The 25,142-nt window shown below is 60.2% G+C and carries 17 protein-coding genes; 6 read left to right on the top strand and 11 right to left on the bottom strand.

What is annotated here, in order from left to right:
• Positions 1 to 96: 96 nt before the first annotated feature.
• From pth to O4G22_RS11020, 3 genes are all read right to left on the bottom strand, one after another.
• On the bottom strand, positions 97 to 669 hold the full coding sequence (pth, locus tag O4G22_RS11030) for an aminoacyl-tRNA hydrolase (protein ID WP_094136216.1): 573 nt from the start codon (positions 667 to 669) through the stop codon (positions 97 to 99).
• Between the two features lie 117 nt (positions 670 to 786).
• Positions 787 to 1,689 carry a DUF58 domain-containing protein gene (locus O4G22_RS11025; RefSeq protein WP_290488571.1) on the bottom strand — a complete coding sequence of 301 codons (903 nt, stop codon included), beginning with the start codon at positions 1,687 to 1,689 and terminating at the stop codon, positions 787 to 789.
• Between the two features lie 38 nt (positions 1,690 to 1,727).
• Positions 1,728 to 2,732, bottom strand: coding sequence for an AAA family ATPase (locus tag O4G22_RS11020; RefSeq protein WP_094136184.1), 1,005 nt, complete (start codon positions 2,730 to 2,732; stop codon positions 1,728 to 1,730).
• Between the two features lie 103 nt (positions 2,733 to 2,835).
• Between O4G22_RS11020 and O4G22_RS11015 the strand changes: the two genes are divergently transcribed.
• The 3 genes from O4G22_RS11015 to O4G22_RS11005 all read left to right on the top strand — a co-directional run bounded on the left by O4G22_RS11015 (position 2,836) and on the right by O4G22_RS11005 (position 6,109).
• Positions 2,836 to 3,693, top strand: coding sequence for a carbon-nitrogen hydrolase (locus O4G22_RS11015; RefSeq protein ID WP_290488570.1), 858 nt, complete (start codon positions 2,836 to 2,838; stop codon positions 3,691 to 3,693).
• A gap of 319 nt (positions 3,694 to 4,012) precedes the next feature.
• Positions 4,013 to 5,293 (top strand): serine--tRNA ligase, encoded by a 1,281-nt coding sequence (serS, locus tag O4G22_RS11010; protein ID WP_306701792.1) that lies wholly within the window; start codon positions 4,013 to 4,015, stop codon positions 5,291 to 5,293.
• Between the two features lie 36 nt (positions 5,294 to 5,329).
• The gene (locus tag O4G22_RS11005; RefSeq protein ID WP_306701791.1) at positions 5,330 to 6,109 is read left to right on the top strand and encodes a hypothetical protein; all 780 of its coding nucleotides are present in this window, start codon (positions 5,330 to 5,332) and stop codon (positions 6,107 to 6,109) included.
• 129 nt (positions 6,110 to 6,238) lie between these two features.
• On the opposite strand, the gene hemW is transcribed toward O4G22_RS11005, so the two are convergent.
• From hemW to O4G22_RS10990, 3 genes are all read right to left on the bottom strand, one after another.
• Positions 6,239 to 7,348 (bottom strand): radical SAM family heme chaperone HemW, encoded by a 1,110-nt coding sequence (hemW, locus tag O4G22_RS11000; RefSeq protein ID WP_306701790.1) that lies wholly within the window; start codon positions 7,346 to 7,348, stop codon positions 6,239 to 6,241.
• A gap of 18 nt (positions 7,349 to 7,366) precedes the next feature.
• Complete coding sequence (locus O4G22_RS10995; protein WP_306701789.1) at positions 7,367 to 10,276, bottom strand: hypothetical protein; 2,910 nt, start codon at positions 10,274 to 10,276, stop codon at positions 7,367 to 7,369.
• A 194-nt stretch (positions 10,277 to 10,470) separates the two neighbouring features.
• Positions 10,471 to 11,118, bottom strand: a complete 648-nt coding sequence (locus tag O4G22_RS10990; protein ID WP_290488566.1) for a L,D-transpeptidase — start codon at positions 11,116 to 11,118, stop codon at positions 10,471 to 10,473.
• A 131-nt stretch (positions 11,119 to 11,249) separates the two neighbouring features.
• Here O4G22_RS10990 and pyrE point away from each other — a divergent pair, with 131 nt between their 5' ends.
• Both pyrE and nagZ read left to right on the top strand, forming a co-directional pair.
• Positions 11,250 to 11,819 (top strand): orotate phosphoribosyltransferase, encoded by a 570-nt coding sequence (gene pyrE / locus O4G22_RS10985; RefSeq protein ID WP_022197655.1) that lies wholly within the window; start codon positions 11,250 to 11,252, stop codon positions 11,817 to 11,819.
• Positions 11,820 to 11,832: 13 nt separating this feature from the next.
• Positions 11,833 to 12,897: a beta-N-acetylhexosaminidase gene (nagZ, locus tag O4G22_RS10980; RefSeq protein ID WP_306701788.1), complete on the top strand. Its 1,065-nt coding sequence runs from the start codon at positions 11,833 to 11,835 to the stop codon at positions 12,895 to 12,897.
• A 97-nt stretch (positions 12,898 to 12,994) separates the two neighbouring features.
• Here nagZ and O4G22_RS10975 read toward each other — a convergent pair whose 3' ends face one another.
• Together O4G22_RS10975 and O4G22_RS10970 are read right to left on the bottom strand one after the other, a co-directional pair.
• Entirely contained in the window at positions 12,995 to 13,891 is an 897-nt protein-coding gene (locus tag O4G22_RS10975; protein ID WP_306701787.1) for a glycoside hydrolase family 16 protein, read from the bottom strand.
• 265 nt (positions 13,892 to 14,156) lie between these two features.
• Positions 14,157 to 18,524 (bottom strand): DUF6288 domain-containing protein, encoded by a 4,368-nt coding sequence (locus O4G22_RS10970; RefSeq protein WP_306701786.1) that lies wholly within the window; start codon positions 18,522 to 18,524, stop codon positions 14,157 to 14,159.
• 176 nt (positions 18,525 to 18,700) lie between these two features.
• Here O4G22_RS10970 and O4G22_RS10965 point away from each other — a divergent pair, with 176 nt between their 5' ends.
• A complete protein-coding gene (locus O4G22_RS10965; RefSeq protein WP_094136215.1) occupies positions 18,701 to 20,011 on the top strand; it encodes a malic enzyme-like NAD(P)-binding protein in 1,311 nt (436 codons plus the stop codon).
• Positions 20,012 to 20,439: 428 nt separating this feature from the next.
• Here O4G22_RS10965 and menD read toward each other — a convergent pair whose 3' ends face one another.
• The 3 genes from menD to O4G22_RS10950 all read right to left on the bottom strand — a co-directional run bounded on the left by menD (position 20,440) and on the right by O4G22_RS10950 (position 25,122).
• Positions 20,440 to 22,035: a 2-succinyl-5-enolpyruvyl-6-hydroxy-3-cyclohexene-1-carboxylic-acid synthase gene (gene menD, locus O4G22_RS10960; RefSeq protein WP_300775773.1), complete on the bottom strand. Its 1,596-nt coding sequence runs from the start codon at positions 22,033 to 22,035 to the stop codon at positions 20,440 to 20,442.
• A gap of 5 nt (positions 22,036 to 22,040) precedes the next feature.
• Complete coding sequence (metG, locus tag O4G22_RS10955; RefSeq protein WP_300779996.1) at positions 22,041 to 23,648, bottom strand: methionine--tRNA ligase; 1,608 nt, start codon at positions 23,646 to 23,648, stop codon at positions 22,041 to 22,043.
• Positions 23,649 to 23,919: 271 nt separating this feature from the next.
• Positions 23,920 to 25,122, bottom strand: coding sequence for a MalY/PatB family protein (locus tag O4G22_RS10950; protein ID WP_300775772.1), 1,203 nt, complete (start codon positions 25,120 to 25,122; stop codon positions 23,920 to 23,922).
• Positions 25,123 to 25,142 lie beyond the last annotated feature (20 nt).

Raw genomic sequence — 25,142 nt, 5'->3', positions numbered from 1 at the left:
GGATTCCCGTTTGTTTAGCAATACCGTACATGAAGGGCGGGCGAAAAAAGAAGGCATGCGCCATGGCGCAGGCGGGAGCGGCCTTTCATGCGGCGGTCAGCCTTGAACGGCGTTGAAAATGTTGCCTGCCCTGGTGATGCCGTGTTCCATGGCGTACAGGACGGCGTCCGCCGCCTTGGCAAGCGTCACGTCCAGAAGCTCGCGTTCCTCCGGGCGGAACTTGCCCAGCACGTGCCCTGTCATTTCCCCTTTGCCCCGGGGCTGGCCGATGCCGAAACGGAGGCGCGGGAATTCCTGGGTGCCCATGTGGGCGATGAGGGATTTCATGCCGTTATGGCCGCCTGCGGAGCCTTTTTCCCGCAGTTTCATCACGCCCAGGGGGAAATCCACTTCATCATGGATGACGAACACGCTGCGGGGGTCCAGTTTGAAGAACCGCATCATGGGGCCCACGCACAGGCCGGATTCATTCATGAATGTGGAGGGCTTCACCAGCAGAACGCCGGGGCCGGCCGCCGCCTCGCACTTGCGCTGCCTGTCCGCCTTGAACGCGGCGCCCCACCGGGCGGCCAGGCGGTCAAGCACCATGAACCCCGCGTTATGGCGGGTGTCTTCATAGGTTCTGCCCGGGTTGCCCAGGCCCACGATCATTTTAACGGGTACGTCCACGATGGAAAAAAGAGGGAAAGAGATGAAAACGGACGCTGCCTGCAAATCCGGGGAGCGCACGGGCATCCTGCATCCGTTCCGCGGGGCAATCAACCGTTCCGTGAGACAGCCGGGCTTTTATCCGGCCGTTTTCTTTTTCTGCCGTCCCATCAGGAAGCCGGTCAGCACGTCTTCCAGGGAATCTCCGGTTCTGACCAGGCGGTAGTCCGCGTTGATATCCGTGCAGATCCGGCGCGTTTCCTCCAGATAATTGGCCACGATCGCCCGGTACTCGTCCGCGATAAGGTCCGGCTCCGTAATCAGGGAGCCGCCGCCTTCCATGTCCACGAAGCGGATGGGGCGGTCAAAGTCAAAATCTATTTCCTGCTGGTCCACCAGATGGAAGACGGCGACGTCATGCTTGCGGAAATGGAGGTGGCGGAGGGCGTTTTTAAGCTCCGCCGTATCTGTGAACAGGTCTGAAAAAATCAGCACCAGGGCGCGGCGGCCGACGCGTTCCGCCAGTTCATGCAGGGTATCGGGAAGGACGGTTTCCCCTTTAGGGTAATGCGTGTCCATCTGGCTGATGAGCACGTTCAGGTGGGCGGGGCGGCGGGAGGCGGGGATGTGCAGCGTGGCGCCGTCCTTCGTCTGCCGGGCAAAACTCAGCCCCACGGCGTCTCCCTGCCGGATGGCGATGTAAGCCAGGTTGGCCGCCAGCCTGCACGCGCGCATGTACTTGGTTTCCACCTGCTCCGGATGATAATTCATGGAGCCGGAAAGATCCATGACGATGTAGGCGCGCAGGTTGGTATCCGCTTCAAACTCCTTGATGTAATACCTGTCCGACCGGGCATACGCTTTCCAGTCCAGACGGCGCGTATCGTCTCCGGCCACGTATTTGCGGTACTCCGCAAACTCCACGGAGGAGCCGCGGCTGGCGCTTCTGTGGCGGCCGGATACGTTCCCCGTCATGCTGTGGCGCGCTTCCAGGGGAAGGTTCCCCAGGCGGCTGAGCAGGTTGTGATTCAGGTATTTCATGGGGCAGGGAAAGGGAATGGAGGATGCCGGGACGGCGGTCAGATTTCCGCCGCCAGGCGCGCCACGGCCTTACGGGGCGTGATGCCCTGGGATTCCGCGGCGAAGTTGGTGACCACGCGGTGCATCAGCACGGGTTCCACAATGGCGTCTATGTCTTCCCTGCGGACGATGTAGCTGCCCTGGAGAGCGGCGCGGGTCTTGGCCCCGAGAATCAGGAACTGGACGGCGCGGGGGCCTGCGCCCCAGGCCACATACTGCTTTACCCATTCCGGGGAAGTTGCCAGGGTGGGGCGGGTGGCGCGCACCAGTTTCACGGCATACTCGTAAATATGCTCCGGAACGGGAACGCGGCGCACCAGATCCTGGTAAAAGAGGATTTCCTCCCCGGAAAGGATGTGCCTGAGCTCCTCGCTCCGGGTTCCGGTGGTTTCCCGGGCGATGCGCATTTCCTCCTCCTCCGTGGGGTAATCCACTTCAATCAGGAACATGAAGCGGTCCAGCTGGGCTTCCGGCAGGGGGTAGGTGCCTTCCTGCTCAATGGGGTTCTGGGTGGCGAGCACGAAGAAGGGAGGCAGCAGGGTGAAGGTGCGGCCCATGACGGTGACGCGGCGCTCCTGCATGGCCTCCAGCAGGGCGGACTGGGTTTTGGCGGGGGCGCGGTTGATTTCGTCCGCCAGCACGATGTTGGCGAACACGGGGCCCTTGATGAACTCGAACTGGCGCTTGCCGCCGGCGGAATCGTCCTGAATGATGTCCGTGCCGGTAATGTCCGCGGGCATCAGGTCCGGCGTGAACTGGATGCGGTTGAAACTGAGGTCCAGCGTTTTTGCCACGGAGCTGACCAGCAGCGTCTTCGCCAGGCCCGGAACGCCCATCAGGAGGGCATGGCCGCGGGAAAACAGGGCGATGCTCAGCAGCTCCACGACGCGCTGCTGGCCAATGATCATTTTGCTCAATTCCGAGGAAAGCTCCTTGTAAATGGCGCCGAGGCGGTCAATGGCGGCTACGTCGTCGTCGGGCAGAGTGGGGGTGGCGGGTTCCATATTGCAATTTCATAGCACTTTCCGGGCCGTTTTCCACCAAATAATCGCGCCGCGTTCATTTTCCCTGCTTGGAATGGGCAGGGAAACGGGGTAAGGAAGGGGCATGCCGAAAATTGCACTCATTCAACTGTCCGCAGATGCCCGGCCTTCCGTAAACAAGGAGAAGACGGAAGCCGCCATCCGTGAAGCCGCCGCCAACGGCGCGCAGATCGTTTGCACCCAGGAACTTTTTACTACGGAATACTTTTGCAGGACGGAGGAATGCGATTTATTTAACCTGGCGGAACCTGTTCCCGGGGAATTGACGGAAGCCCACCGGAAACTGGCGGCGGAACTGGGCGTGGTGATTGTGGCCTCCGGTTTTGAAAAGCGCGCTACCGGGCTTTACCATAATACCGCCTGGGTGGTGGATGCGGACGGCTCGTTTCTGGGCATGTACCGCAAAATGCACATTCCGCAGGACCCCGGCTTTGAAGAAAAATTCTACTTCACCCCCGGCGACCTGGGCTACAAGGCGTTCGACACCAGATTCGGCCGCATCGGCGTGCTCATCTGCTGGGACCAGTGGTACCCGGAAGCCGCCCGTCTGACGGCCATGCAGGGGGCGGAAATCATTTTCTACCCCACGGCCATCGGCTGGCTGCCGGAGGAAAAGCCCCTGCTGGGGGAACAGCAGCACTGCGCGTGGGAAACCGTGCAGCGCGGCCACGCCGTGGCCAACGGCTGCTACGTCTGCGCCGTCAACCGCGTGGGGACGGAAGGGGAAAGCGAATTCTGGGGGCAGTCCTTTGTGGCGGACTATTATGGACAGGTAATCGCGAAGGCCCCCGTCAGCGATGAAACCATCCTGTACGCGGACCTGGATCTGGACGCGCTGGAAGACCACCGCCGCATCTGGCCCTTCTTCCGCGACCGCCGCATAGACTCCTACGGCGGCATTACGGAACGCTGGGGCAGGTGAACCTGCCCCGCCCCTCTGCCCGGTTGATGTATTCCGAGGAATCCTTGGAGCGGCAGCGGGGGCAGGTCCGGGAAGTTTTTCTTACGGGGAAAGATGGCGTAAAAAAGCCGCCGTTTTTCAAAAACGGCGGCTTGGGAAGGGAGGAAGAGTTTCCCGGCCAGTCACAGATGACGGCAATCTTGATGCCTTTCATCTGAATTTTCCACAATAACCGCGGCGCTCCGACCCCAAAGGCACGTTATGGCATGTGCAGTTTTTCCATGAAGGGCCGTTCATTTGGCTTGCGTGGCGGGGGGATGGAGTGCAATCTGTGCGCGTTATGCTCGACATCCGTGTAATACGAGAAAATCCGGAAGAAGTGAAAGCGCGGTTAAAGCCCCGCAACGGCGACGCGTGGAAGCTTGTTGATGACGTTCTGGCCTGCGATGAGGCGCGCCGCAATGCCGAAACGGAAAAGCAGGCCTTGCAGTCCGAGCGCAATGCCACCTCCAAGCAGATCGGCATGCTCAAAAAGAAGGGGGAAGACACGTCCTCCATTGAAGCGCGCGTGCGCGAAATCGGGGACCGCATCCGGGAACTGGACCGTGTCGCGGAGGAAAATGCGGCCCAGCTCAACTCCCTGCTGATGAACATTCCCAACCTGCCGCATCTGGAATGCCCTGTGGGCGCGGATGAAACGGCCAACCCGGAAATCAAGCTGTGGGGAGAAAAGCCCGCTATTGAAAACCCGAAAGACCATGTGGAACTGGCCGCGAATCTGGGCATGATTTCCTTTGAAGACGGCGCGCGGATTACGGGCTCCGGTTTTGTGGTGTACCGCGGGGCGGGCGCCCGTCTGGAACGCGCCCTGATCAACTTCCTGCTGAATACGCAGACCGTGGAAAACGGTTATCAGGAAGTGGGCGTTCCGTTTGTGGTGAAGAGGGAGTGCATGGAAGGCACCGGCCAGCTTCCCAAATTTGAGGAAGACATGTACGGCACGGAAGACCAGCAGATGTTCCTGATCCCCACGGCGGAAGTTCCGGTCACCAACCTGTACCGGGATACCATTTTACAGGAAAGCGACCTGCCCATCAAGATGGCCGCGTACACGCCCTGCTTCCGCCGGGAAGCCGGAAGCGCCGGCCGCATCAACCGCGGCATGATCCGCGTCCACCAGTTTGACAAGGTGGAACTGGTGCAGATTTTGAAGCCGGAAGACTCGTTCCGGGAGCTGGAAGTGCTCCGCGGCCATGCGGAATCCATTCTTCAGAAGCTGGGGCTTCACTACCGCGTGATTGAACTTTGCACGGGCGACCTCGGCTTTTCCTCCGCCAAGACGTATGATATTGAAGTATGGGCTCCGGGACAGGGTCAGTATCTGGAAGTTTCCTCCTGCTCCTGCTTTACGGACTACCAGGCGCGCCGCATGCGCCTGCGTTACAAGGATGCCGACGGCAGGAACCAGTTCTGCCACACCCTGAACGGTTCCGGAACGGCTCTGCCGCGGCTGTACGTGGCCCTTCTGGAAACCTACCAGCAGCCGGACGGCTCCATACGGATTCCGGAAGCGCTTGTGCCGTATTTCGGCGCGGACTGCATCCGTCCGGAACAGGCCTGAACCGACGTTTCTCCCGTCCCAACCCTGAATCAGCCCATGCCTGACGAGGGCCCCTTGGAACACTACCTGACTGTTTCCCATGAGCCGGAGCCGGATGTTCCGGAACCGGCTCCGGAACGCAGCCCCGGACCGTGGCGGGAAAGGGGAATCTTGCTGGGCCTGGGTTTTCTGCTGGGGTGCATTGGGGCGTATGCGCTGGTTTACTCGGAAATGTCCGGCGGCATGCGGTCGCTGAAACAATCCCTTTCTGAAGAGCGTGATTCTAATGCCTCCCTGCAGAAAGAGCGCGCCCATCTGCTGGAAACGCTGGAACAGGCGCGCGTGGATGCCCTGCTGAAGGAACGGTCCCCCCTTTCCGTGACGGTCGGCGGTGTCCCCAGGACAAGCCGCAGGCCCGTTCCCCAGCCTCCGCCGCTTACGCCGCTGCCTTCCGGCGGCCAGGTTCCTCCCGAACCCGCGCCGGAACCCGGCTCCGTAGAGGACCGGCTGATCAATCCGGGAGCGGAAGACTGGAAGGAACGCTACCAGTACGCCGCCTTGCAATACAACCGGGTGGTGGAGGATTACAACAGGTTGAGGAAACTTTACATGAATCTGGTGGGCCGGAGCGGAGCCGCCGGCGGCCTGGTCACGGGGGCCCAGTTTTACAAGGCCCTGAGGAAGGATACGCGGATGGAGGCGCGCAAGCTGGATGAGCGGTACATGAAGGGAGGGCTGCGGGGCAGCGAACTCCGGGAACTGGAGCGCAGCAGGGATGAAATGCGGCACCGGGACTGGTGGTTGAAAAAAATGGCGCACCAGTTCCAGATTGATTAAATACGCGGCTGTTATTGTGTATTACGTTCCACAGGGATGTCTGTAGATGGCCCGTGCCCGGCTGTTTCTGCGCCCGGTTCCTGCCGGATTCCGGAGGCAGCTGAACTCTAAAGGAGGGAAAATTTGCTTTCAGCACAGTTCCGCCGCGATGGCGTCCACGAGCAGGCGGCCGCGGCCTTTCAGGATGAGCCTTTGTTCCGGTGAAATGTCCGCCAGGCCCAGTTCCCGGTATTGTTCCAGCAGAGGGCGGGATTCCGGCAGAATGTATTTCAGCGGCAATCCTTCATCCGTCCGGAGCATCAGGGCAATGCGTTCCAGGCGGTAGTCTTCCGCGGTGACGGGTTCCTGTTCGGAAAGGGGGAGGCCGTTTTCCAGCGTGCTGCGTATGTAGGCGTCCGTGTCCCGCGTGTTGGAGTACCGCATGCCGTTGATGGTGCTGACCGCGCCGGGGCCTATGCCCACATAGTCCTCTCCCTTCCAGTAGGCCATATTGTGAGGGGATTGGCAGCCTTCCCGGGCGTAGTTGGACGTTTCATAGTGGCGCATGCCCGCCGCCTCCAGCACATGTTCCGCCAGTTCAAAGAAGGCGGCGTCTTCATCCGGATCCTGCCTTTTTTCCCCCCGAAGCAGGCTCCGGAAGAATTCCGTGTCTTCTTCATAGGTGAGGTTGTAGGCGGAGATATGGTCCGTGCCGGCGCGGACAGCCTCTTTCAGGGAGGCTTCCCATATGGAGAGGGTTTGCCCCGGAATGGCGAACATGAGATCCATGTTGATATGGGGCATTCCCGCATTTTTCAGCATTTCCACGGAGCGCAGCGCCTGGGACGGGGTATGTTCGCGCCCCAGCAGACGCAGGATGCCGGAATCCAGGGACTGCACGCCCAGGGAAACCCGGTTCATGCCCAGGCTGCGCCAGAAGCGCACTTTTTTTTCCGTAAAGGTGGCGGGGTTGGCCTCAAAGGAGAATTCATCCAGCCTGTCCACGGGCACGAGACGGTCCAGGGTTTCCATGAGACGCCCCAGATGCGTGTCCGAGAGCATGGAGGGCGTCCCTCCTCCAAAGTAAAGGGTGGCTGTTTCCCCTCCGCGGCTCATGGACAGGGCCGCGGCGCGGGATTCCGCTTCCCGCCCCAGCGCACGGATGAAAAGTTTCATGTCCGTGGACGCCGGGGTGTGCTTGAAGAAGGCACAGTACGGACAGATGCGGTGACAGAAGGGAATGTGGACGTAAAGGTGCAACTGGGGCGGCGGGGGGGATTAGCGTCTCCGGCGGCGTCCGGAGGATGATTCCCCGTCTCCCTTCTTTTTCTGGGAAAGCTCCAGAATCCTGTCGGAAGCGTCTTTCATCTCCGTCTTGACGCGGGATTTTTCCGATTCGTCAGCCAGGGACATGTAGTTTTTCGTCAGGGTGTCGTAGAAGGGGTGGATTTTCGTTTCCTTTTTATTCTTGGGCTTATACTTGAAGCCGTCCGGGCAGGTGTCCACCATGTTTTTCATCCACGGGATCAGTTCTTCCTTGGGCAGGGCCTGGCACAGGGCGTCCAGGGAGAAGGACATTTCTTCCTGGTCCACATCCTTGGGCGCGTTCAGCGCATTGTTTTCATCCCGGTAGAAGCTGGCGGCTTTCTTGAACCCTCTGTCCACCGTCCTTTTAAGCCTGTCCGTGCCCTGCGCCTTGGCGTACGCGATCTGATAGGCGGCCTGGGGTTCCGGGTAGGAGTTGCGCTTGGATTCGGATTTGAGCCAGGACATGAGTTCGGTCCACTGGAAGGTTTTGTAATCATATTCCTGCTTCAGGGCGTTTTCAAGAATCACGGAGCAGAGTACGTTGACGTATTCCTTGGTGTGGTTGGCCAGCATGTCTTTGCCGTTTTTGTCGCCACGGCCTACGGAGGGAACGTATTTGCGCGTTTTCCAGAGTTTCCTGATGCCCATGCCGTCCGGCAGGGCCTCCCTCACTTCATCCACCATCTTGGTGGCTCCCATGAGGTCCTGGGGCTCCTGCTTGAAGAGGGTGTACCAGGCTTCCGTATAGAACGGGTTGGCTTTGAGCACAGTTCTCATGGCGGTCTGCGTGAATGCCTTGGGAAGCGTGCCGGAGGGGTCGGCCGCCTCTTCCGGGGAGGAGCCGGCGCCCGCCAGTTTGTAAATGTTCATGGCGAAGCGGCTGTCAATGAACTTTTCATAGTCGAGGTTCATGGACAGGGCCAGTCCGGAATGGTATTCCGCATTGCCGGTGCGCGGCGCGCTGGAATCCCGGAAGTACCAGAATCCCGTGGTGGCTTTCAGGGTGTCCACGCTCTGGCCCACGCTCAGCCAGCAGCCGTTGCCGGTGAAGTGGGTGGTCATCAGGTTGCCGTGGCCGGGTTGTCCGGCGGGGGCGGCGGGGATGCCGCGGGCGATCTGGGAATTGCGGGAGATAAGGGACATGGTGCCGCACACGCCGCCTTCATGAAGCTTGCGTTCGTTGGATTCCCGGGACCATTCCGGATCCGGGTCAAAGCTGAACAGGATGGGCGGCTCTTTATCGTCATCCGACCGGTAGGGGCCGTACAGCCACAGGCGGGTCGGCCCACGCTGGCCCATGTAGCGTTCCCACACGCTGTCGCACTCACGCAGGGGGCGCGTTTCCGAAAGGGCCATCATGGCCGGCCAGGGCGTTCCTTCCAGGGAAACGCCGGTCCATTCCACACGCTTGCGGTCCACGTCGCGCAAATCGCCGCAATGTTCATATTTATCCACCAGGTAGGAGAAGAATTCCACCGGGGTGGGGAAGGGGTCCCTCTTGCGCCTCAGCTGGCCGTGGCGGTACATGTATTCATGCAGAAATCCGGCCAGGTTGTCTTCCGTAATGGCGGAATCCCCGATTTCCGATACGGTGGGGTATTTTTTGAGCCAGGCCTGCTTTGGGGTGATTTTTTTGCGGTCCAGATAAGCTTCCACCTTTTTGTAGCATTCCTCATCCACGGTGCGGGGGGCGTTCCCATACCAGTTGACGGGCGGTTTCCCGGCGCAGTACAGGTCCGCTGGCGGGGGCATGACTCCGGAGGATCTGAGGCCTTCCAGCTTGCCCAGGGCGTCAACGTAGCGGCCCTGATGGGTGAGGTCGAAGGCCCCCATGCCGAATTCGCGGCGTCCCACCGCGAACGCCAGAACGAGCTGGTCATATTTTTCCGTCATTTCCAGGCCCAGTTCATCAATCATGAACGCCACATTGGTGGCGACGCTGGGGTCCGGCGGGAAGAACATGGCGAAGACTTCACGGTTGTTTTTCGTGTTTTTCAGCCATTTTTCAAAATCCGGAGAAAAACTGCCTCCGCGTTTTTTTACGTAGTCGCGCACGTAGGCTTCCGCGTAATGGGGATATTTGTTCAGCAGTTTTTCAGAAAATTTCCCCTTGGACGCGATAGCTTCCTCCCGTAAAGCCTTTTCCATGGCAATGACTTCCGGGGAGGGGGAAAGGTCGGGAGCAGGCGGTTCCGGTTCGGGTTCCGGTTCAGGTTCGGGGGCGACCACTACGGGTTCCGGTTCGGGAGCGACCACCACGGGCTCCGGAGCAGGAGGAGCGGGCTTGGGTTTGGGCTTGGGCGGAGCCGCTACCGGCACGGTAACGGATTTGGCGACGGGTTCCTTTTTATCCTTGAGTATCTGGTAGCCCAGAAATCCAAAGAGGGCAAGCATCCCGGTCACAATCACTGTGATGACCGGGAACCCTCCGGAGCGCTTTACCCGCGGCAGCGGCGCTCCGGGGATGGGGGCGCCGGCTACGGGTTTCCGCAGTTGCGGTTGCTGAGGTTTTTGGGCGGGGCGGAGAGCCTGGGCATGCGCTACAGCCGGCTGGGGCTGCGCCGGAGAAAACGGGTAAAGAAACAGGACGGTGCCTAACCCTCCGAATTTGCCTTGCGCATTGGCTGCGTATTGGGTTTCAAAAGCTTCCCAGGCCTGGGAGTATTGGGCTTCATATCCCGGAGAGACAGACAGTTCCCCGCTGGCCAGATCGCGCGTGACGAGGCCCCGTGGGCAGAATTCGCGTATCAGGACCGTATGGCCTTCCGGGGAAAGAGCCTGGTACAGATGATAGTCCGGGCCGCTTTCTACAAGCGCCGTGATGCTGTAGCCGCCTATGTTGAAATGTGGCGGGAGGGCAGGGGGAGGAGGGATTGTCATGACGAATCAAGAGGTCAAAGATCCCGTATATTCAAAAAGGTTCGAGGCCGTTTGTCAATGCCGGAGTGAGGAAGCTGCGCCATGAGACGGGGGAGGCTACCACCCCGGGAAGCTTCCGGACGGCGGGAATACGAAACATGCCGGGTCCCGTAAGAACAGGGCCTTCCTGCGGCGCGACGCCGCACGGGAAGCGGCTAACGGATGGTGACCCTGGTGCCGACGGGGGTATGCTCAAAGAAGGTCTTGGCCATGTCCTCCGGCAGGCGCACGCATCCGTGGCTGACCGGATATCCGGTGACAAACCCCACGTGCATGCCGTAGCCCCCCGTAATCCGCATCCAGTAGGGCATGGGGGCGGGGTCGAAGTAGGTGCCTGCCGGCGCTCCGCCAGACCTGGCGTTGTAATCCCCGTTGACGACGGCTCCGGTAGCCTTGCTGCGCAGAACGCCGTAGGTGCCGGATTTGTAGTTGGCGTCTTTCTGGATGATTTTGTACGTTCCCCTGGGAGTGCCGTAGCCTTCCTTGCCGGAAGACATGGGGGAAACGCCCACGAGCGTGGTTCCCACGTAGTAGAAGACTTTCTGCTGCTTGAGGTCAATGATGATGTGCTTTTCCCCCTGGGTGCCCGCCGGCAGGTCCCAATATCCCTGGCCCAGACGGGCTTCCGGAGGCAGGTCCGTGTTGACGCCGGAGGTAGAGCCCACCCCGGACAGGTAATCGTCCCGCCCGGACACGCCCTGGATTTTCCCGGCGATTTGGTCAAACAGCGGGGGCCTCTCGTACGATGTGCAGGAAACAAGAGCGGAACTGATAGAAACTAGCGTCAATATGCCGGATTTCATGGGAACGGGAAAATGACAGGCAGGTTATGGGGCCTGTCCTCCTTTTTGTCAAGATTTGCATGCTGTTATCCGTTGCTTATTCCAAGGGTATCTGTTATATACGGCGGACCACTTCATTCATCCCTATTTTCATGAGCGAACAATACGATCTTCTTAAAAGCATTCTTCTGGAAAAATCCGTGCGTACGGGAACCTTTACGCTGGCTTCCGGCAAGGTGTCCGACTTGTATGTGGACTGCCGCATGACAGCCCTGGACCCCGTAGGGGCCACCCTGGTGGGCGCTCTGGGCTGGAAGCTGGTGAAGGAGGATATTCTGCCCCGTTTCCCGGAGGTGGCTGCCATCGGCGGCATGACCATGGGGGCGGACCCTATTTCCCTGGCCGTCGGCATGACCAGCGCTCTGGAAGGGGCGGAAAAGAAGCTTCAGGTGTTCACCGTGCGCAAGGAGCCGAAGGACCATGGACGCGGCCGCCGCATTGAAGGCAATTTCCAGGCCGGGGATACCGTGGTCGTGGTGGATGACGTCATCACGACGGGCGGCTCCACATTGAAGGCTATTGACGCCATTGAGGCGGAAGGGGGCAGGGTTGCCGCCGCCCTGGTGCTGCTGGACCGCGAGGAAGGCGGACGCCAGGCGATTGAGGAACGCGGCATTCCCGTTTACCCGCTGTACACCAGGACTTCCCTGTTGGGCCGTTAATCCTTTTCCGTTCATGCTCCCGGCCCTGATCGGCATAAGCGGCCATGAAGTGGGCGCGGAGGAAGAGGCTGCCATCCGGCGTTGGCAGCCGGCGGGTTTTATTCTGTTTTCCAGGAATATTGATTCCGTGGAGCAGGTGCGCGGGCTGACGGAGACACTGCGGAAACTTTGCCTCCACCATCCTGTCATTGCCGTGGACCAGGAGGGAGGCCGGGTGGTGCGCACCGCTTCCCTGGGCCTGCATCTGCCCTCCCCGGCTTCGCTGGCCCGGCTCGGTTCGGTTGGCGGCATGGTGGAACTGGCCGCGGTGACGGCCCTGGCTCTCCGCTACCTGGGGGTGAATCTGAATTTTGCCCCGGTGCTGGATATCTGCCATGATCCGTCCGCGGCCAACGCGCTTCCCGGCCGCTGCTGGGGAGACAATGCGCAGGACGTTATTTCACGCGGCGGCGTTTATGCCTCCAACCTGCGCCGGGGCGGCGTGCAGAGCTGCGGCAAACATTTTCCCGGCATGGGCCGTGCCCAGGCGGATCCCCATTTCAGCCTTCCTGTGGTTGACCTGGATGAACGGGAGTTGTTCAAGACGGATTTGCTGCCTTTTCTGGCTCTGTGCCCGGCATTATCCTCCATCATGTCCGCCCATATCATGTTGCCTCAGATTGATCCCGATTATCCCGCTACCTTGTCCGAACGGGTGATCCGGGGGCTTCTGCGCGACCGCCTTGGCTTCCGGGGGGTGGTGTTTACGGATGATTTGTGCATGGGGGCGATTGCGGCGCAGTATTCCCCGGATGACGCCGCTTTCCTGTCCCTGCGGGCCGGATGCGATCTGCCCCTGATTTGCCATGACCCTCTTCCCTGGCTGGATGGGCTGGCTTCCCGCCTGGAGGGGTTGAACGCCTATGACCGGGAGGATTCTTTCAAACGGGTGGAAAAGCTGAGCGACTCCCTGTGTTTCCCGTTTCCGGAAAAGGCTTCCCTGTGGGATTCCTGCCTCCGCCGTGCGGAAGCCCTGTGCCGCCTGGGAGAGGAAGGCGGCGGGGACAACCTGCCTTCATCCCCCGTTCAGGAGTATTGAGGCAGGCCCGATGACGGCTTTTGCCTGAAAGCGCATGCCGGAGATGTCCCGGAAGGTTTATTTCCGCGGCAGGGGGAATAACAAGAGTGCTGGCTGATCAGCTTCTTTTGCGGCGAGCCGCCAGCAAGACTGCTCCAAACAGGCCCAGCGAAGCCACAGCGGGTTCCGGAACGAGGTGGTTGTAGATGCTTGAGGCATAAACTTTGACATAGTCGATGTCGAATGCGGCTCCGGAATTGGCCAGCGTATTTTGGTCAATTCCTTTATTGACTCCTGCGTTTTCCACCCAGTTGCCTCCGATCTGCTGGTCGATGATCAGGTAGAATTCATTCCCGTCCTTGTCAAAGGGCCAGTTTGCGTTATTGGGCTTTTTGAATGAACCGGTTGCTTTTCCGTCCACATAAAAGGTGATGCCTTCTTCCGTCCATTCCATCCCGTAGGTGTGCCAGCTCGTTTTTGCGGCGCCGTCGCTCCAGCCGGGGGTGACCCCCTGGGATTTATCCTGATTGGGAACGCCGTTTTGCGACCAGTGGATTGTCTGGTAAACGCGGCCCTCGTAATTCAGGTGTTCCATGATGTCAATTTCCCCTCCGACAGGCCAGCCTATGCTGTCGGATTTGGGCATCATCCAGATGGCCGGCCAGACGCCCTGCACGCAGTCGAATCTGGCGCGGACTTCTACGTAGCCGTATTGGAAGGAGAAGGTTTTCAGGGAATATACCCCTCCGCAGGCGTATGTTTTGGCCGGTGCGGTCTGGTTGGTTTGAGTAGTGTAGTCCCCGTATTTTCCCCACAGGGTCATGGTGGAGTTGCCGTCCTTTTCCCGGAATTCCACAAGGCTTTCCTCCCGGGATTGGTACTTGCGCCAGTCCGGGGCGTTATAGCCTACGTAATCAATGCGGCTCCAGTTGTGTTCGTTCAGAGATGATCCGTCAAAGTCGTCTTCAAAAACGAGTTCCCAGTTCCTGTCGGATGCCCAGGGAGTCGCCGCCATGACGGAAGATGCTGAAAGTGAGAGAAAGAGAAGAGGAAAAAGGAACGCCGTTCTGATGAACATCATGAGAAAATATAGAGCGGGCGCCGCTGGGTGTCAATAGACAAAAAATTGGCAGGCGGCCCAGGCATGGAGCAGGAAATTCCCGACGTCCTGAAGAGGGACTGCCCGGTTTTTCCGGCAGGGGGCGCGGCGATTGGCGCCCCTGCCGGGATTCTCTTGTCACAAGGCTTTTTTGTTATTTCCAGCTGCGGGCGGCCGCAGCTTAAGACCGGAGAGCCATATTTTTGGCGGCGTTCGCCTTGTACACGTGCAGTTCCGCAAGGCGGACTTTTCCGCCCTTCTGGAAGAGCTTGACGCGCAGCCTGTTGGTGGTGACGGGGTCAAACGTCCGCATGCATTTGATGAATCCGTTGCCCGGAAGCTGAAGCATGCGCAGCACTTCCGGTTCATTGGCGTACATGGCTTTCTGCGCATCGCTGACGCCGGCGGTGGAGGCTCCCAGGGAGCCCCAGTGGACGGGAACCCACTTGCCGCCCTTGTAGGCTTCAATGATGAGGCGGTTGTGACCTTTTTCAATCTTGATGTCCATGGCGCGCAGGGCGGCAGGGGATTTCAGGGTGAGTTCCAGCACCAGGGGCTCGTCTTCCATGGGGGAAGCGTCCAGCTCCTCAATCGTGGTGGCGTCCCGGTCCGTCAGTTTGGCCGTGTCCACACGGCCTCCTGTGGAGGCTTTCAGCTTGTAGTCCTCCACTTCCTCCGTGGAGCTTCCCAACAGTTTCAGTTCATGCACGCGGCATTCCAGGCCGTGCCAGTCCGTGGAAACGTGGAACAGGCAGCGGGAACCCTGAGTCAGGCAGGAGTCATTCGGAGAAACCCAGGTTTTTTCCTTCTTTTTATCCGTTTTGTCGTACACCTCTATCTGGTTGCCCTGAGAGGCCGCGGAAATGTAGGTCCCGTCCGGCAGATGGAAGGAGCAGCCCCAGTTGCCGTGATCCCGGATCAGGATGCCCGGCACCCACAGATGGTTGCAGTTGGTGACTGAGAGGGCCTTTTCTGCACATCCCACTTCAAAGCCGCCCACGGCGATGGGGCGGTCGTATTCCACCTCCAGGTCATTGACGCGCCATTTGATTTTGGCGTTCATTTTTTGCACGCCCGGCTGGGTGGGGCCGCTGAGTTCCTTCTTGTAGGAGTAGACGTTCCATTGGCCGCCGAATTTGGAATTGGGCGTCCAGGAAATGGTTTCCATGGGGGAGAAGGTGGTCGTGTCGCTGAATTGCACCGTGCCGGCAAAATCATATTTGTAGGCGGAGTTGGCTTTCCCTTCCTGCTCCTTGTCGCGGTGGAGCCCCAGGGCGCGGCCGCCCAGTGGCTGCTGGACGTCCACGTTCAGAGAATATTCCCCGGGCTGGGGGTTGCCGTCGTTGCGCTTGGGTTCAAAGAAAATGCGCACATCCATGCCCAGAATCATTTCCGCGCAAGTGGCCCTGGTGAGCTGGTCCACCCCGGGAATCTCCATGATGGCCTTGGCGATGGGGAGGGCGCGGTTGTTGACGACATTGATAAGCTTAAAGCGGCAGCCCTGTTCCACCGGAATATTTTTCAATTCCCGGATGGCGGATTTCAGGGAGGCGGGGGCCTTGGTTCCAAGCGCAGCGTTTACCATGGACCAGTTGCGCACGTAGGTGTTCAGGAAGCGGGATTCCGTGTCAATGATGGGGGGAACCTTCCGGAACGTTTTGGCCTGGAATTCAGGCTTGCCCGTAATTGCCAGGTTCTGGCGTTCCGCGCAGAGGGCCGTGATCCAGATGCTGGTGCGGATGTAGGTGCCGATGACGGAGTCCGCCGTCATCAGTTCCAGGCGGTTGGGGTTCTGCATCATGCCGCCGTCAAAGGGGCGCAGCAGCGTCAGTTTCCACCGGAAAGCCTCCATGTTTTTGTAATATGCTTCCGGATTGGTTCGCCAGTAGGCGGGGAGGGCCCACATGATGGAGAGCGTCTCGGAAGAGTGGCCCTGGTCACAGCCGCCGATGGGGCCTTCCCCATACATGATGCGGCTGTTTTTCGTGTACAGCTCCGGTCCGCCGCAGATGAGGGAAGCGATGTAGTACGGGCCGTGGCGTCCGGAGTAGGTCCCCCCGCATTCACGGTCGGGTTCAAAGGTGAAGGTTTCCGTCATGCGGCCATAGGGTCCCATGCCGGTGGGGCAGATGGACTGGGCATGGTCCATCATTTTGTCCAGTACGCCGTCTTCCGTGCGCGCCGGCGTTTTGCTGGCCAGCGCCAGGAACAGGCACATGTGGGAGCCGCCGATGCTGACGCCTGTTCCCCGGTAGCCCGGGTGAATGCCGTGGCCGGTGACGAAGTCCCCGTAAAGGACTTCATTTTTCATGCGCTGCACGCCGTTGCGGATGGCCGGAAGCACGGAGTTGTCCCGGTAGCGCAGCCAGTATTCGCACAGGAAAATGCCCGCGGAGGCCTGGGGGACGGCCCACCAGCACTGGGAGCCGGAGAAGGCGATGTACTGAGCCGCTTTTTTAATGACGGGGTCATACTTCGGGTTGCCCGTGGCCATCAGGGCCAGGCCGGCCCAGCCTGTATCATAATGGTTGCCGCAGTAGCCGCCCGGGCGTTCCCAGGAGCCGTCCTCGCGCTGCTGGGCCGCCAGCCATTCGCTCATCATATGGACGACCGCCTTGCTCTTGGCGCAATTTTTGGGGAAGCCGAGGGCATAAGAACCCAGCTGGGGGATTTTGAAGGTGACGTTTTTCACGTATTTTTTCACTGCGTCCGGCAGGGCAGCGGAGCCGCCCACCTGTACGGTCACGCCCACGGAGGCGGACCACCTGGGGGTTCCCGTTCCTTTAAGATTCCAGTCTCCCTTGGGGATATCAAAGACCAGAGAAGAGACGGCGTGCGCCTGCCATACCTTGCTTTTGGCGTCGTACCTGGCTTCTCCGTAACCCACGGTGTATTGCTGGGCCTTGGTCAGCGGAACGGTTCCGCCGGGGCCTTCCAGCCTCAGGTCCGACCATTCGAAGCCGTCACTGCCGATGCCGTTGCCGCCGTCATCCACACGCAGGCGCACCTGCTGGCCGCCCTTTACCGGAATGGAAAGGGAAACGGGCTTTTTAGCCCGTTCCTCCCGGAAGGCTTCCTTCCAGAGGGGCTGGATGCCCTGGATTTTTTCCACGCTTTCCGCGGGAATAAGGTTCAGGGTGATTTTTCCGGCGCCTTCCGCCTTGTCCACCAGAAGGCCCGCGTGCATGTCCAGGCCGCGCCGGTTCTGATGCTGATAAGGGCCGTAAAGCACGTCCAGGCTTTGCGACGTTTTGAAGAGGTGTCCGTCAATGCCCAGGATCAGGTCACCTTCCTTGACGTATTTTTCGGCAGGGGAACCTTCAATCACCTGGGTGACCGTGTAAAGGTTCGCCACGGGTTCCCCGTTGGGGTCCAGCATGGTTTTTGGGAAGAAGCCGCGGAAGTTCGTGTCCGGCCAGGAGGCGTCCAGGCCGCGGGCGCGGAAGCCCAGAGGGCCGAAGGTGGTGATCCAGCCTTTGGCTACTTCCTCGGAATTGCCGAACCAGCTCGTGTACAGCTCGGCGTATTGTTTTCTCCACTGGTTCAGCGGCATGGGCTTGGCGAATTTTTTCACATAGGCGTTCACATCCCCCATATTGGTTGTTTGCCTGGCGGCTTTCCCGCGCGGACGCACTACGGGCGCAGGTTTGGCGGCAGTCTGTCCCTCCTGTGATTCCTTCCGGTTGGCGGGCTGTTGCGGTTCCGGCTGTTTTCCGTCCGCAGGGGCGAAGGAGTTTTCGTCAGGCTGTGCAGGAGCGGCTGCGGATTTTTCCTTCAAAGCGCCCGGGGCGTCTTCATTCCGTTCCCCGGAGGAAGTGGCCGGCGGCGTTTTTTCCGGCTGCTCCGCCGGTCCGGACGGGGAGAGGCCCGCGGCGTTTTCCTGTTCGGGGGAGGCTTCCCCACTCACGGCGGGCGGGGCGGCTTTCTTTTCCGGTTTGGCGGCTCCCTTCTTTTCCCTGTTGGAGTGGGGAACGTCCGGCTCTTGAGCAGAGACGGGTTTTTCCGCGGGGTTCCGGGTGAAATAATAGGTTCCGCATGCTCCTCCCAGCAGGAGCAGGGTGAGAATCCATATGCCGGCGGAGTTCTTCTTTTTCCGCGGCTGGGGAAGGGAGCCCGCATGAACGGGCGCCGCCCCGGCGGTTCCGGGAGCGGCCAGGGTCCGCTGATCGCGCTGGAGGCGGGATGCCGCAGGGGCGGCCGTGCCGGGAGCCGGCTGCGCGGAGGCATGGCCGCCGGGAATGGCATAAGCCAGGTACAGGGTGCCCAGAGCGGGGATTTCCCCCAGGGAGCCCGTGCGGAACTGCGCTTCGAAATCATTCTTCAGCGGAAGAACTTCCCGTTCAATATCCGTGTTTTCCGGATAACGCAGTTTCCCGCTTTCCGGGTCGCGCACAGCGAGCCCCTGGGGACAGAATTCGCGGAGCAGGTATTGAACATGGTCGGCGTCCGAAGCGTAATAGACATGGCAGAGGGAATCCGTCTGCTTCAGGGATTGGATAAGATAACCGTTGATATTAAATCCGGAAGGGAGGGGAGGCGTATGTTCCATGGTCACATGACAGGTGATTATCCGACTGCCTGTTAGCATATCCGGAGGCTTCTATCAATGTAAAAAGAGGTTTTCTGGGGCCGGAGCGTGTGACGCGATTAATTGATTATTTGCTTGAATGCATGGCGATTATGTGGTGCAAGCAAGGCTCGCTTTTTTGTTTTTCCATTACAATCATGAGTTCCGATATTAGATTAGACGCCTTGCAGTATCATTCCCAGCCCCGCCCCGGCAAGGTGGAAACGCTTCCCTGCAAGCCCTGCTTTTCACAACGGGATTTGACGCTTGCCTATTCCCCGGGCGTAGCCGAACCCTGTCTCCGCATTCAGGAAGATCCTTCCCAGAGCGCCCTGTATACCGGGCGTTCCAATCTGGTGGGCGTGATCACCAACGGCACCGCCGTTCTGGGGCTGGGCAATATCGGCCCGGATGCGGCCAAGCCGGTGATGGAAGGCAAGGGCGTTTTGTTCAAGGTATTCGCGGACATTGACGTTTTTGACATTGAGCTGAACGTGAAGGAGCCGGAAAAGCTGATTGAAACGATCAAGACCATGGAGCCCACCTTCGGCGCCATCAATCTGGAGGACATCAAGGCTCCGGAATGCTTCATGGTGGAGGAACGTCTCCGCCAGGAGATGAATATTCCCGTGTTCCATGACGACCAGCATGGAACGGCGGTGATCTCCGGCGCCGCCCTTTTGAACGCAGCCGAGTTGACGGGCCGCAAGCTGGAGGATATGAAGGTCGTCGTCGTCGGGGCCGGGGCCGCCGGCATTTCCTGCGCCAAGTTCTACATGACGCTGGGAGTGCGCCGCGAACATATCTATATGTTTGACTCCAAGGGGCTGATTCATACCGGGCGCATTGACCTGCACGCCACGAAAGCCCAGTTCTCCCAGTCGGAAGACTGTTCCCTGGAGGAGGCCCTCACCGGAGCGGACGTGTTCCTGGGGCTTTCCACCAAGGGATTGCTCACGCAGGACATGGTCAAGCTGATGGCTCCTTCCCCCATCATTTTCGCCTGTGCGAATCCGGACCCGGAAATCACTTACCAGGATGCCAAAAAAGCGCGGCCTGACTGCATCATGGGATCCGGACGTTCCGACTGGCCCAACCAGGTAAACAATGTTTCCTGCTTCCCCTTTATTTTCCGTGCCGCCCTGGATGTTCGCGCCTCCGTCATCAATGAACAGATGAAAATCGCCGCCGCCCGCGCCCTGGCTGATTTGGCGAAGGAACCTGTCCCTCAGGAGGTGATTGACCTTTACGGGGGCGCCCCGCTCAGCTTCGGCATTGACTACGTGATTCCCAAGCCCATTGATCCCCGCATCATTGAATGGGAATGCCCGGCGGTGGCCCAGGCGGCCATGATTTCCGGCGTGGCCCAGTCCCCCATCCGGGATATGGAGGCCTACACGCTGGAATTGCGCAAGCGCATTGCCGCAGCTCGTGAACGCGTCGCCGGCGTGGTGCGCAGCTACCTTTAACGGGGTTACCGGCGGGAGGCCGGAAAACCCATGCCTCCGGCGTTCGCGCCGGGCGGCTGCAAAAACCGGGTGGATTGATGTTCCGCCCGGTTTTTGCATGCCCATACAGGGAGGTGTTTTTATAGCGGGGATACTGCATCAGAGCATTCTGGAGGCGGAAAGAGGGATTGCGGCGCGGGGCTTCCTTCCGTATGAATTAAGGCGGACATGTTGTTGCCCGGCGTTTCCCTGTTGAATGCGGCTTGGTGAATACCACCATGGTGAGGCTGTTTTCTTCTCTTCGTCAGGCAAGAAAGAAATTCCCCTATGGTCAGATGGAGGAAATGTTATTTTTATCTGGTACTTTCAAGCCATGTGGAGAGAACCGCAAGATATGGCCGGGCGGAGGATCGTCTTCGCTCCGGTCTTTGGTAAAGGCTTGCCTTCATTTAGGCGTTAGCCAGCCGGAGGCGCATCTGTTCCGTCTGTTCCCTGTCCGGGATAAGTTCTACAAGCGTCTGGCTGTTTTCCTCCAGGGAATCAAGCTGGTCGAAGTCCTCCGCCGTGCGGATCGCCAGGTAGCGCATGCCCCATTGTTCCGCAATGGCCTTGAAGGAATGGGCGTGGGGTTGCACCAGCAGTTTCCTCATGGCTTCGGAATGTCCGTCCGCCCCGGGCAGGGCGCGGAAGATGCCGCCTCCCCCGTTATTGATGACGCCTAGGACGCGGATGCCCCTGTCCAGTTGGGGAAGGAGCGCCAGGGCATTGGAATCATACATGGCGGTCAGGTCGCCCACGAGGGCCCAGGAGCGGGAGCACCTGGCGGATACCCCCAGAAAACCGGAGATTTGCCCGTCAATGCCGTTGGCTCCCCGGTTGGCGCGGACGTTTTCCGTGGGGATGGCCGTCTGGGCGAAGCTGTTCCAGTACCGCACGGGCATGGAGTTGCCCAGGTAAATGCAGTCGCTGTCCGCGGCAAAGCAGGAGAAGGAGCGCACCATGGCCTGTTCGCTTTCCGGGCAGGTGATGAGCAGTTCCTCCATCAGGGCTTTCCTGCGTTTGTTCATGGCGCGCAGGCCGTTGACGTCGCCCACGGTATCTATATCCCCCAGCGCATGCAGAATGGCTTCCATGTCTCCGGTTACGACGGAGGAGGGGCGGGCCAGCCCGGAGAAGCCGGTGCGGGTGACGGAGAATACTTCCGTGGCTGGAATGTCCTCCAGGTCGCGCCAGAAGCGGGCCACGGGCACGTCCCCTAATCTGAGCAGGACGGCGGGCGGGTGTTTCCGCAGCAGGGAGTCCGCGTCCGTCAGGGCCAGATGGGCCAGCTCTTCCCGGAGCCCGGAGGTGGCGTCCGCCACCACGGGAGCTTTCAGTTCGTTGGCCAGCCACCGGGCCGGGGCCTGTTCCGTGGGGTCCAGGCCGCCGATCATGACTACCAGCCCGTCGCGCGATTTGAAGCGCAGGGCCCGGGCCAGCTCCGCCAGGGAGCCCCGGAAGCCGTTTTCCTCCGGAGGTTCCGCCGGGTAAAGGTCACAGATGCCGGGATTCCAGGCAGGGTCCGGGTCCGGCAGGCACACGTTGATGTGGAGCGGGGAGGCGTAATCCCAGCCTTGCAGAATGTCTTCCGGCAGGTTTTCCGGCGTTTCCAGATCAATCGTGGGTGCGTAAATGCCGAACAGATCCGCCTGTTCAATGGCCTGGGGAGCGGCGGAGCCCCGGCAGGCCGCCGGGCGGTCCGCCGTGAGCAGGAGCAGGGGGCGGCGCTGGTAGTAGGCCTCCACCACGGCGGGGAGCAGTTCCGCCGCCGCCGTTCCGGAGGTGGTGACTACGGCCACGGGCAGCCCCATATCCTGAATGCGGCCCAGCGCAAAGAAGGCGGCGGACCGTTCGTCAAAGTGAGTCCATTTCACCAGATCCTCCGCGGCGGCCAGCACCTGGAGCAGCGCCATGTTGCGCGCGCCGGGGCAGACCACCCACTCGCAAATGCCGCCCAGGCAGCATTGGGCCAGCAGGGATTTGACGAAGGATGCGGGGGAGTTCACGGGAATCAGCCTTGTTTTTTTGCCGCCCTGGCCGCTTTTTCAGCCAGTTTGGCCTTTTCCTCATCCGAAAGAATGCGGGGAAAGACGGGGGCGGGATCATTGATGCGGTGCCCTGCGGGGAGGATTCCCCATTCCAGCGCGGCCGGCGTGAGTTCCCGGAACAGGCCCCCGGCGTTGAGCTGGTCCAGAATGCGGGCGGAGGCGTCAGGGAGGACGCAGCCGATGAGATAGCCCGTCTGGGCGCAGCATTCCAGCAAATGGCGCAGCACGCAGCGGAGGCGCGGGGCGGAGGCTTCATCCTTGGCCAGCTGCCAGGGCTGCTGCTGCTCAATGTACGCGTTGCAGGCGGAGACCTGGGCGTTCAGGGCCGCCAGGGCGTCGGAGACCATGTTGTCGTCCATGTATTTGGAAAACAGGGTGACGGCCTGGTCCATGGTGGCGCGCAGGGCCCTGGAGGCTTCGTCATCGTATGCCTCCGCGCCGGAGATAACGGAATCGCAATAGCGGCGCGTCATATTGATGGAGCGGTTGCACAGGTTGCCGAGGTCGTTGGCCAGCTCCGTATTGTACAGCATGACCAGGCGGTCCGCGTCAAAGTTGGCGTCCTTCCCGGTGGTGATGTCCCGCACCAGGTAATAGCGCACGGGTTCCGGGCCGAACTGTTCCGCCAGCAGGTTGGGGTCCACCACGTTGCCGATGGACTTGGACATTTTTTCCCCGTTGATGTTCCACCAGCCGTGCACGAGCAGGGTGGGCATTTCCTCGTCGGAGAAGCCCATGGCATGCAGCATGGCGGGCCAGTACACGCCGTGGGCGGGCACCAGGATGTCTTTGCCGATGACTTCGCAGTCCGCGGGCCAGAGCTTGGCAAAATCCGGCAGGCCGCTGTCCGGCTCCGCCAGGTAGCCGGCGAAGGAAATGTAGTTGATCAGGGCGTCAAACCAGACGTAGGTGACGAATTCGGGGTCGAACGGGAACTCGATTCCCCAGGAAAGGCGGCTCTTGGGGCGGGAAATGCAGAGGTCCGAGTCAAAGTCAATGGCGTTGAGCACTTCCGCCTTGCGGAAGGACGGAAGGACAAAATCACTGCTCTTTTCCACGAACTGCTTCATCCATTCCACATGGTCGGTCAGGCGGAAATACCAGTTTTCTTCCTCCAGTTCCACCACTTCCCCCCATTCCGGGCCGAAGTTGCCTTCCGCGTCCCGTTCCTTGTCCGTCAGGAACTGTTCCTGGCGCACGGAATAGAATCCCTTGTAAGATTTTTTGTAAAGCTGGCCCTTGTCCTTCAGGTCCGTCAGGATTTTCTGCACGCAGGCCTTGTGGCGCGGGTCCGTCGTGGAGGCCCATCCGTCATTGCTGATGCCCAGGCGGTCCCACAGCGCCTGGAATTGGGCGGTGATGTTGTTGACATGCTCCTGCGGCGTAATGCCCAGCTTTTCCGCCGTCTGCTGCACTTTCTGCCCGTGCTGGTCCACCCCGGTCAGGAAATAGACTTCCTCCCCCTTCATCCGGTGCCAGCGCGCGAGAACGTCCGCCAGGACTTTTTCATAAGCGTGCCCGATGTGGGGCGGTCCGTTGGTGTAGTCAATGGCCGTGGTGATATAGTACATGCGGGGAACGATACTCCTTTCCTTTTATTTTGCAAGCAAAGTCATGGGGGCGTCCCGGGAGCGTTTCCCGGCATGGGACGGAAGAATAAGGCGCTGCCGTGGGTGAAACGGCGGAAGAGGATGTGCGGATATTCCCCTTCCGCCGCGCCGTGACCTTTCCGCACGGAGACCAACAGGAGAAAATCCGGAGGGGCCGGATGTCCCCGGAAAAGTTTCCCCAATGCATGGTTCCGGGAATGGACTCCATTGCCGGAGAGCGTGCAACCTGTTTTTAACCCTGGGCCTGTTGCCTCCGGAACCCGCGGTTTTGGTAAGCTTCCTCCAGCTGGTTGAGCGCCCGTTCCAGGATGGAGCGGGGACAGCCCGCGTTCAGGCGCATGAAGCCTTCCCCTTCCTTGCCGAAGATGGAACCGTCGTTGAGAGCCAGGCGCGCGCCGTCCACAAAAAACTCCACCAGCTCCTTCTGGGAAAGGTTCAGTTCCCGGCAGTCCAGAAAGACCAGGTAGGAGGCGTCCGGCATGATGGCCTTGATTTTGGGCATGCGGCGGCGCAGTTCCCGGTCAATGAAGCGGATGTTTTCCTGAACGTAGTCCAGCGCCTGGGCCAGCCATTCCTCCCCCGCCGGGCCGGAATAGGCGCTGATGAGCCCTTCGTACGCGAAGACGTGCCCTTCCGCAAGCTCCCTCCCGCTGACGAAGTTCTGGTATTTCGCGAACAGGTCCGGATTCTGGCAAATCACGTAGGAGCTGCCCAGGCCGGGCACGTTGAAGGTTTTGCTGGGCGCCATGTAGGTGACGGAGTTCATGCGGGCCTGTTCGGAAACGGTGGCGAATACGGTGTGCCTGCGGCCGGGAAGGGTCAGGTCCGCATGGATTTCGTCGGAAACGACCAGCGTGCCGTTTGCCGTGCAGATTTCCGCCACGCGGCGCAGCTCCTCCGGACTCCATACGCGGCCTCCGGGATTGTGGGGATTGCACAGGATGAACATGCGGCAGCCGCGCACGGCTTCCTGCATGTGGTTGAAGTCCATGCGGTAGCGGCCGTTTTCCAGAATGAGGGGATTGTTCACGGTTTCCCGGCCGTTTTCCCGGATGATCATGGCGAAGGGATGGTACACCGGAGGCTGGATCATGATTTTGTCCCCCGGGTCCGTAAAACACTGGATGGCGCTGGAAATGCCGGGAACAATGCCCGGAGCGAAGCCTATTTCCGAGGCGTTCACCTTCCACCCGTGGCGGCGCCCCACCCAGTCCCGGATGGCTTCAAAGAAGGCGCGGGGCTTGACGGTGTATCCCAGGACTTCGTGTTCGCAGCGGCGGCGAATGGCCTCCATGATGAAGGGGGGAGTCCTGAAGTCCATATCCGCCACCCACAGGGGGATCAGGTCGTCCCGGCCCCAGCGGGGCAGCAGGGCTTCATATTTCAGGGCTCCGGTGCCGCGGCGGTCGATTATTTCGTCAAAGTCGTACTGCATGGAAGGTCTGGCGGGCAATG

Source organism: Akkermansia muciniphila, from assembly GCF_030848305.1.
Taxonomy (GTDB): domain Bacteria; phylum Verrucomicrobiota; class Verrucomicrobiia; order Verrucomicrobiales; family Akkermansiaceae; genus Akkermansia; species Akkermansia muciniphila_A.
This window is presented reverse-complemented; position numbering and strand designations above follow the sequence as displayed.

Bases quoted from the DNA above. Each gene is read 5' to 3' on its own strand.
- O4G22_RS11025 (WP_290488571.1), bottom strand. From the start codon at position 1,689: ATGAAATACCTGAATCACAACCTGCTCAGCCGCCTGGGGAACCTTCCC.
- O4G22_RS11020 (WP_094136184.1), bottom strand. From the start codon at position 2,732: ATGGAACCCGCCACCCCCACTCTGCCCGACGACGACGTAGCCGCCATT.
- O4G22_RS11015 (WP_290488570.1), top strand. From the start codon at position 2,836: ATGCCGAAAATTGCACTCATTCAACTGTCCGCAGATGCCCGGCCTTCC.
- serS (WP_306701792.1), top strand. From the start codon at position 4,013: ATGCTCGACATCCGTGTAATACGAGAAAATCCGGAAGAAGTGAAAGCG.
- O4G22_RS11005 (WP_306701791.1), top strand. From the start codon at position 5,330: ATGCCTGACGAGGGCCCCTTGGAACACTACCTGACTGTTTCCCATGAG.
- O4G22_RS10995 (WP_306701789.1), bottom strand. From the start codon at position 10,276: ATGACAATCCCTCCTCCCCCTGCCCTCCCGCCACATTTCAACATAGGC.
- O4G22_RS10990 (WP_290488566.1), bottom strand. From the start codon at position 11,118: ATGAAATCCGGCATATTGACGCTAGTTTCTATCAGTTCCGCTCTTGTT.
- pyrE (WP_022197655.1), top strand. From the start codon at position 11,250: ATGAGCGAACAATACGATCTTCTTAAAAGCATTCTTCTGGAAAAATCC.
- nagZ (WP_306701788.1), top strand. From the start codon at position 11,833: ATGCTCCCGGCCCTGATCGGCATAAGCGGCCATGAAGTGGGCGCGGAG.
- O4G22_RS10975 (WP_306701787.1), bottom strand. From the start codon at position 13,891: ATGGCGGCGACTCCCTGGGCATCCGACAGGAACTGGGAACTCGTTTTT.
- O4G22_RS10970 (WP_306701786.1), bottom strand. From the start codon at position 18,524: ATGGAACATACGCCTCCCCTCCCTTCCGGATTTAATATCAACGGTTAT.
- O4G22_RS10965 (WP_094136215.1), top strand. From the start codon at position 18,701: ATGAGTTCCGATATTAGATTAGACGCCTTGCAGTATCATTCCCAGCCC.
- metG (WP_300779996.1), bottom strand. From the start codon at position 23,648: ATGTACTATATCACCACGGCCATTGACTACACCAACGGACCGCCCCAC.
- O4G22_RS10950 (WP_300775772.1), bottom strand. From the start codon at position 25,122: ATGCAGTACGACTTTGACGAAATAATCGACCGCCGCGGCACCGGAGCC.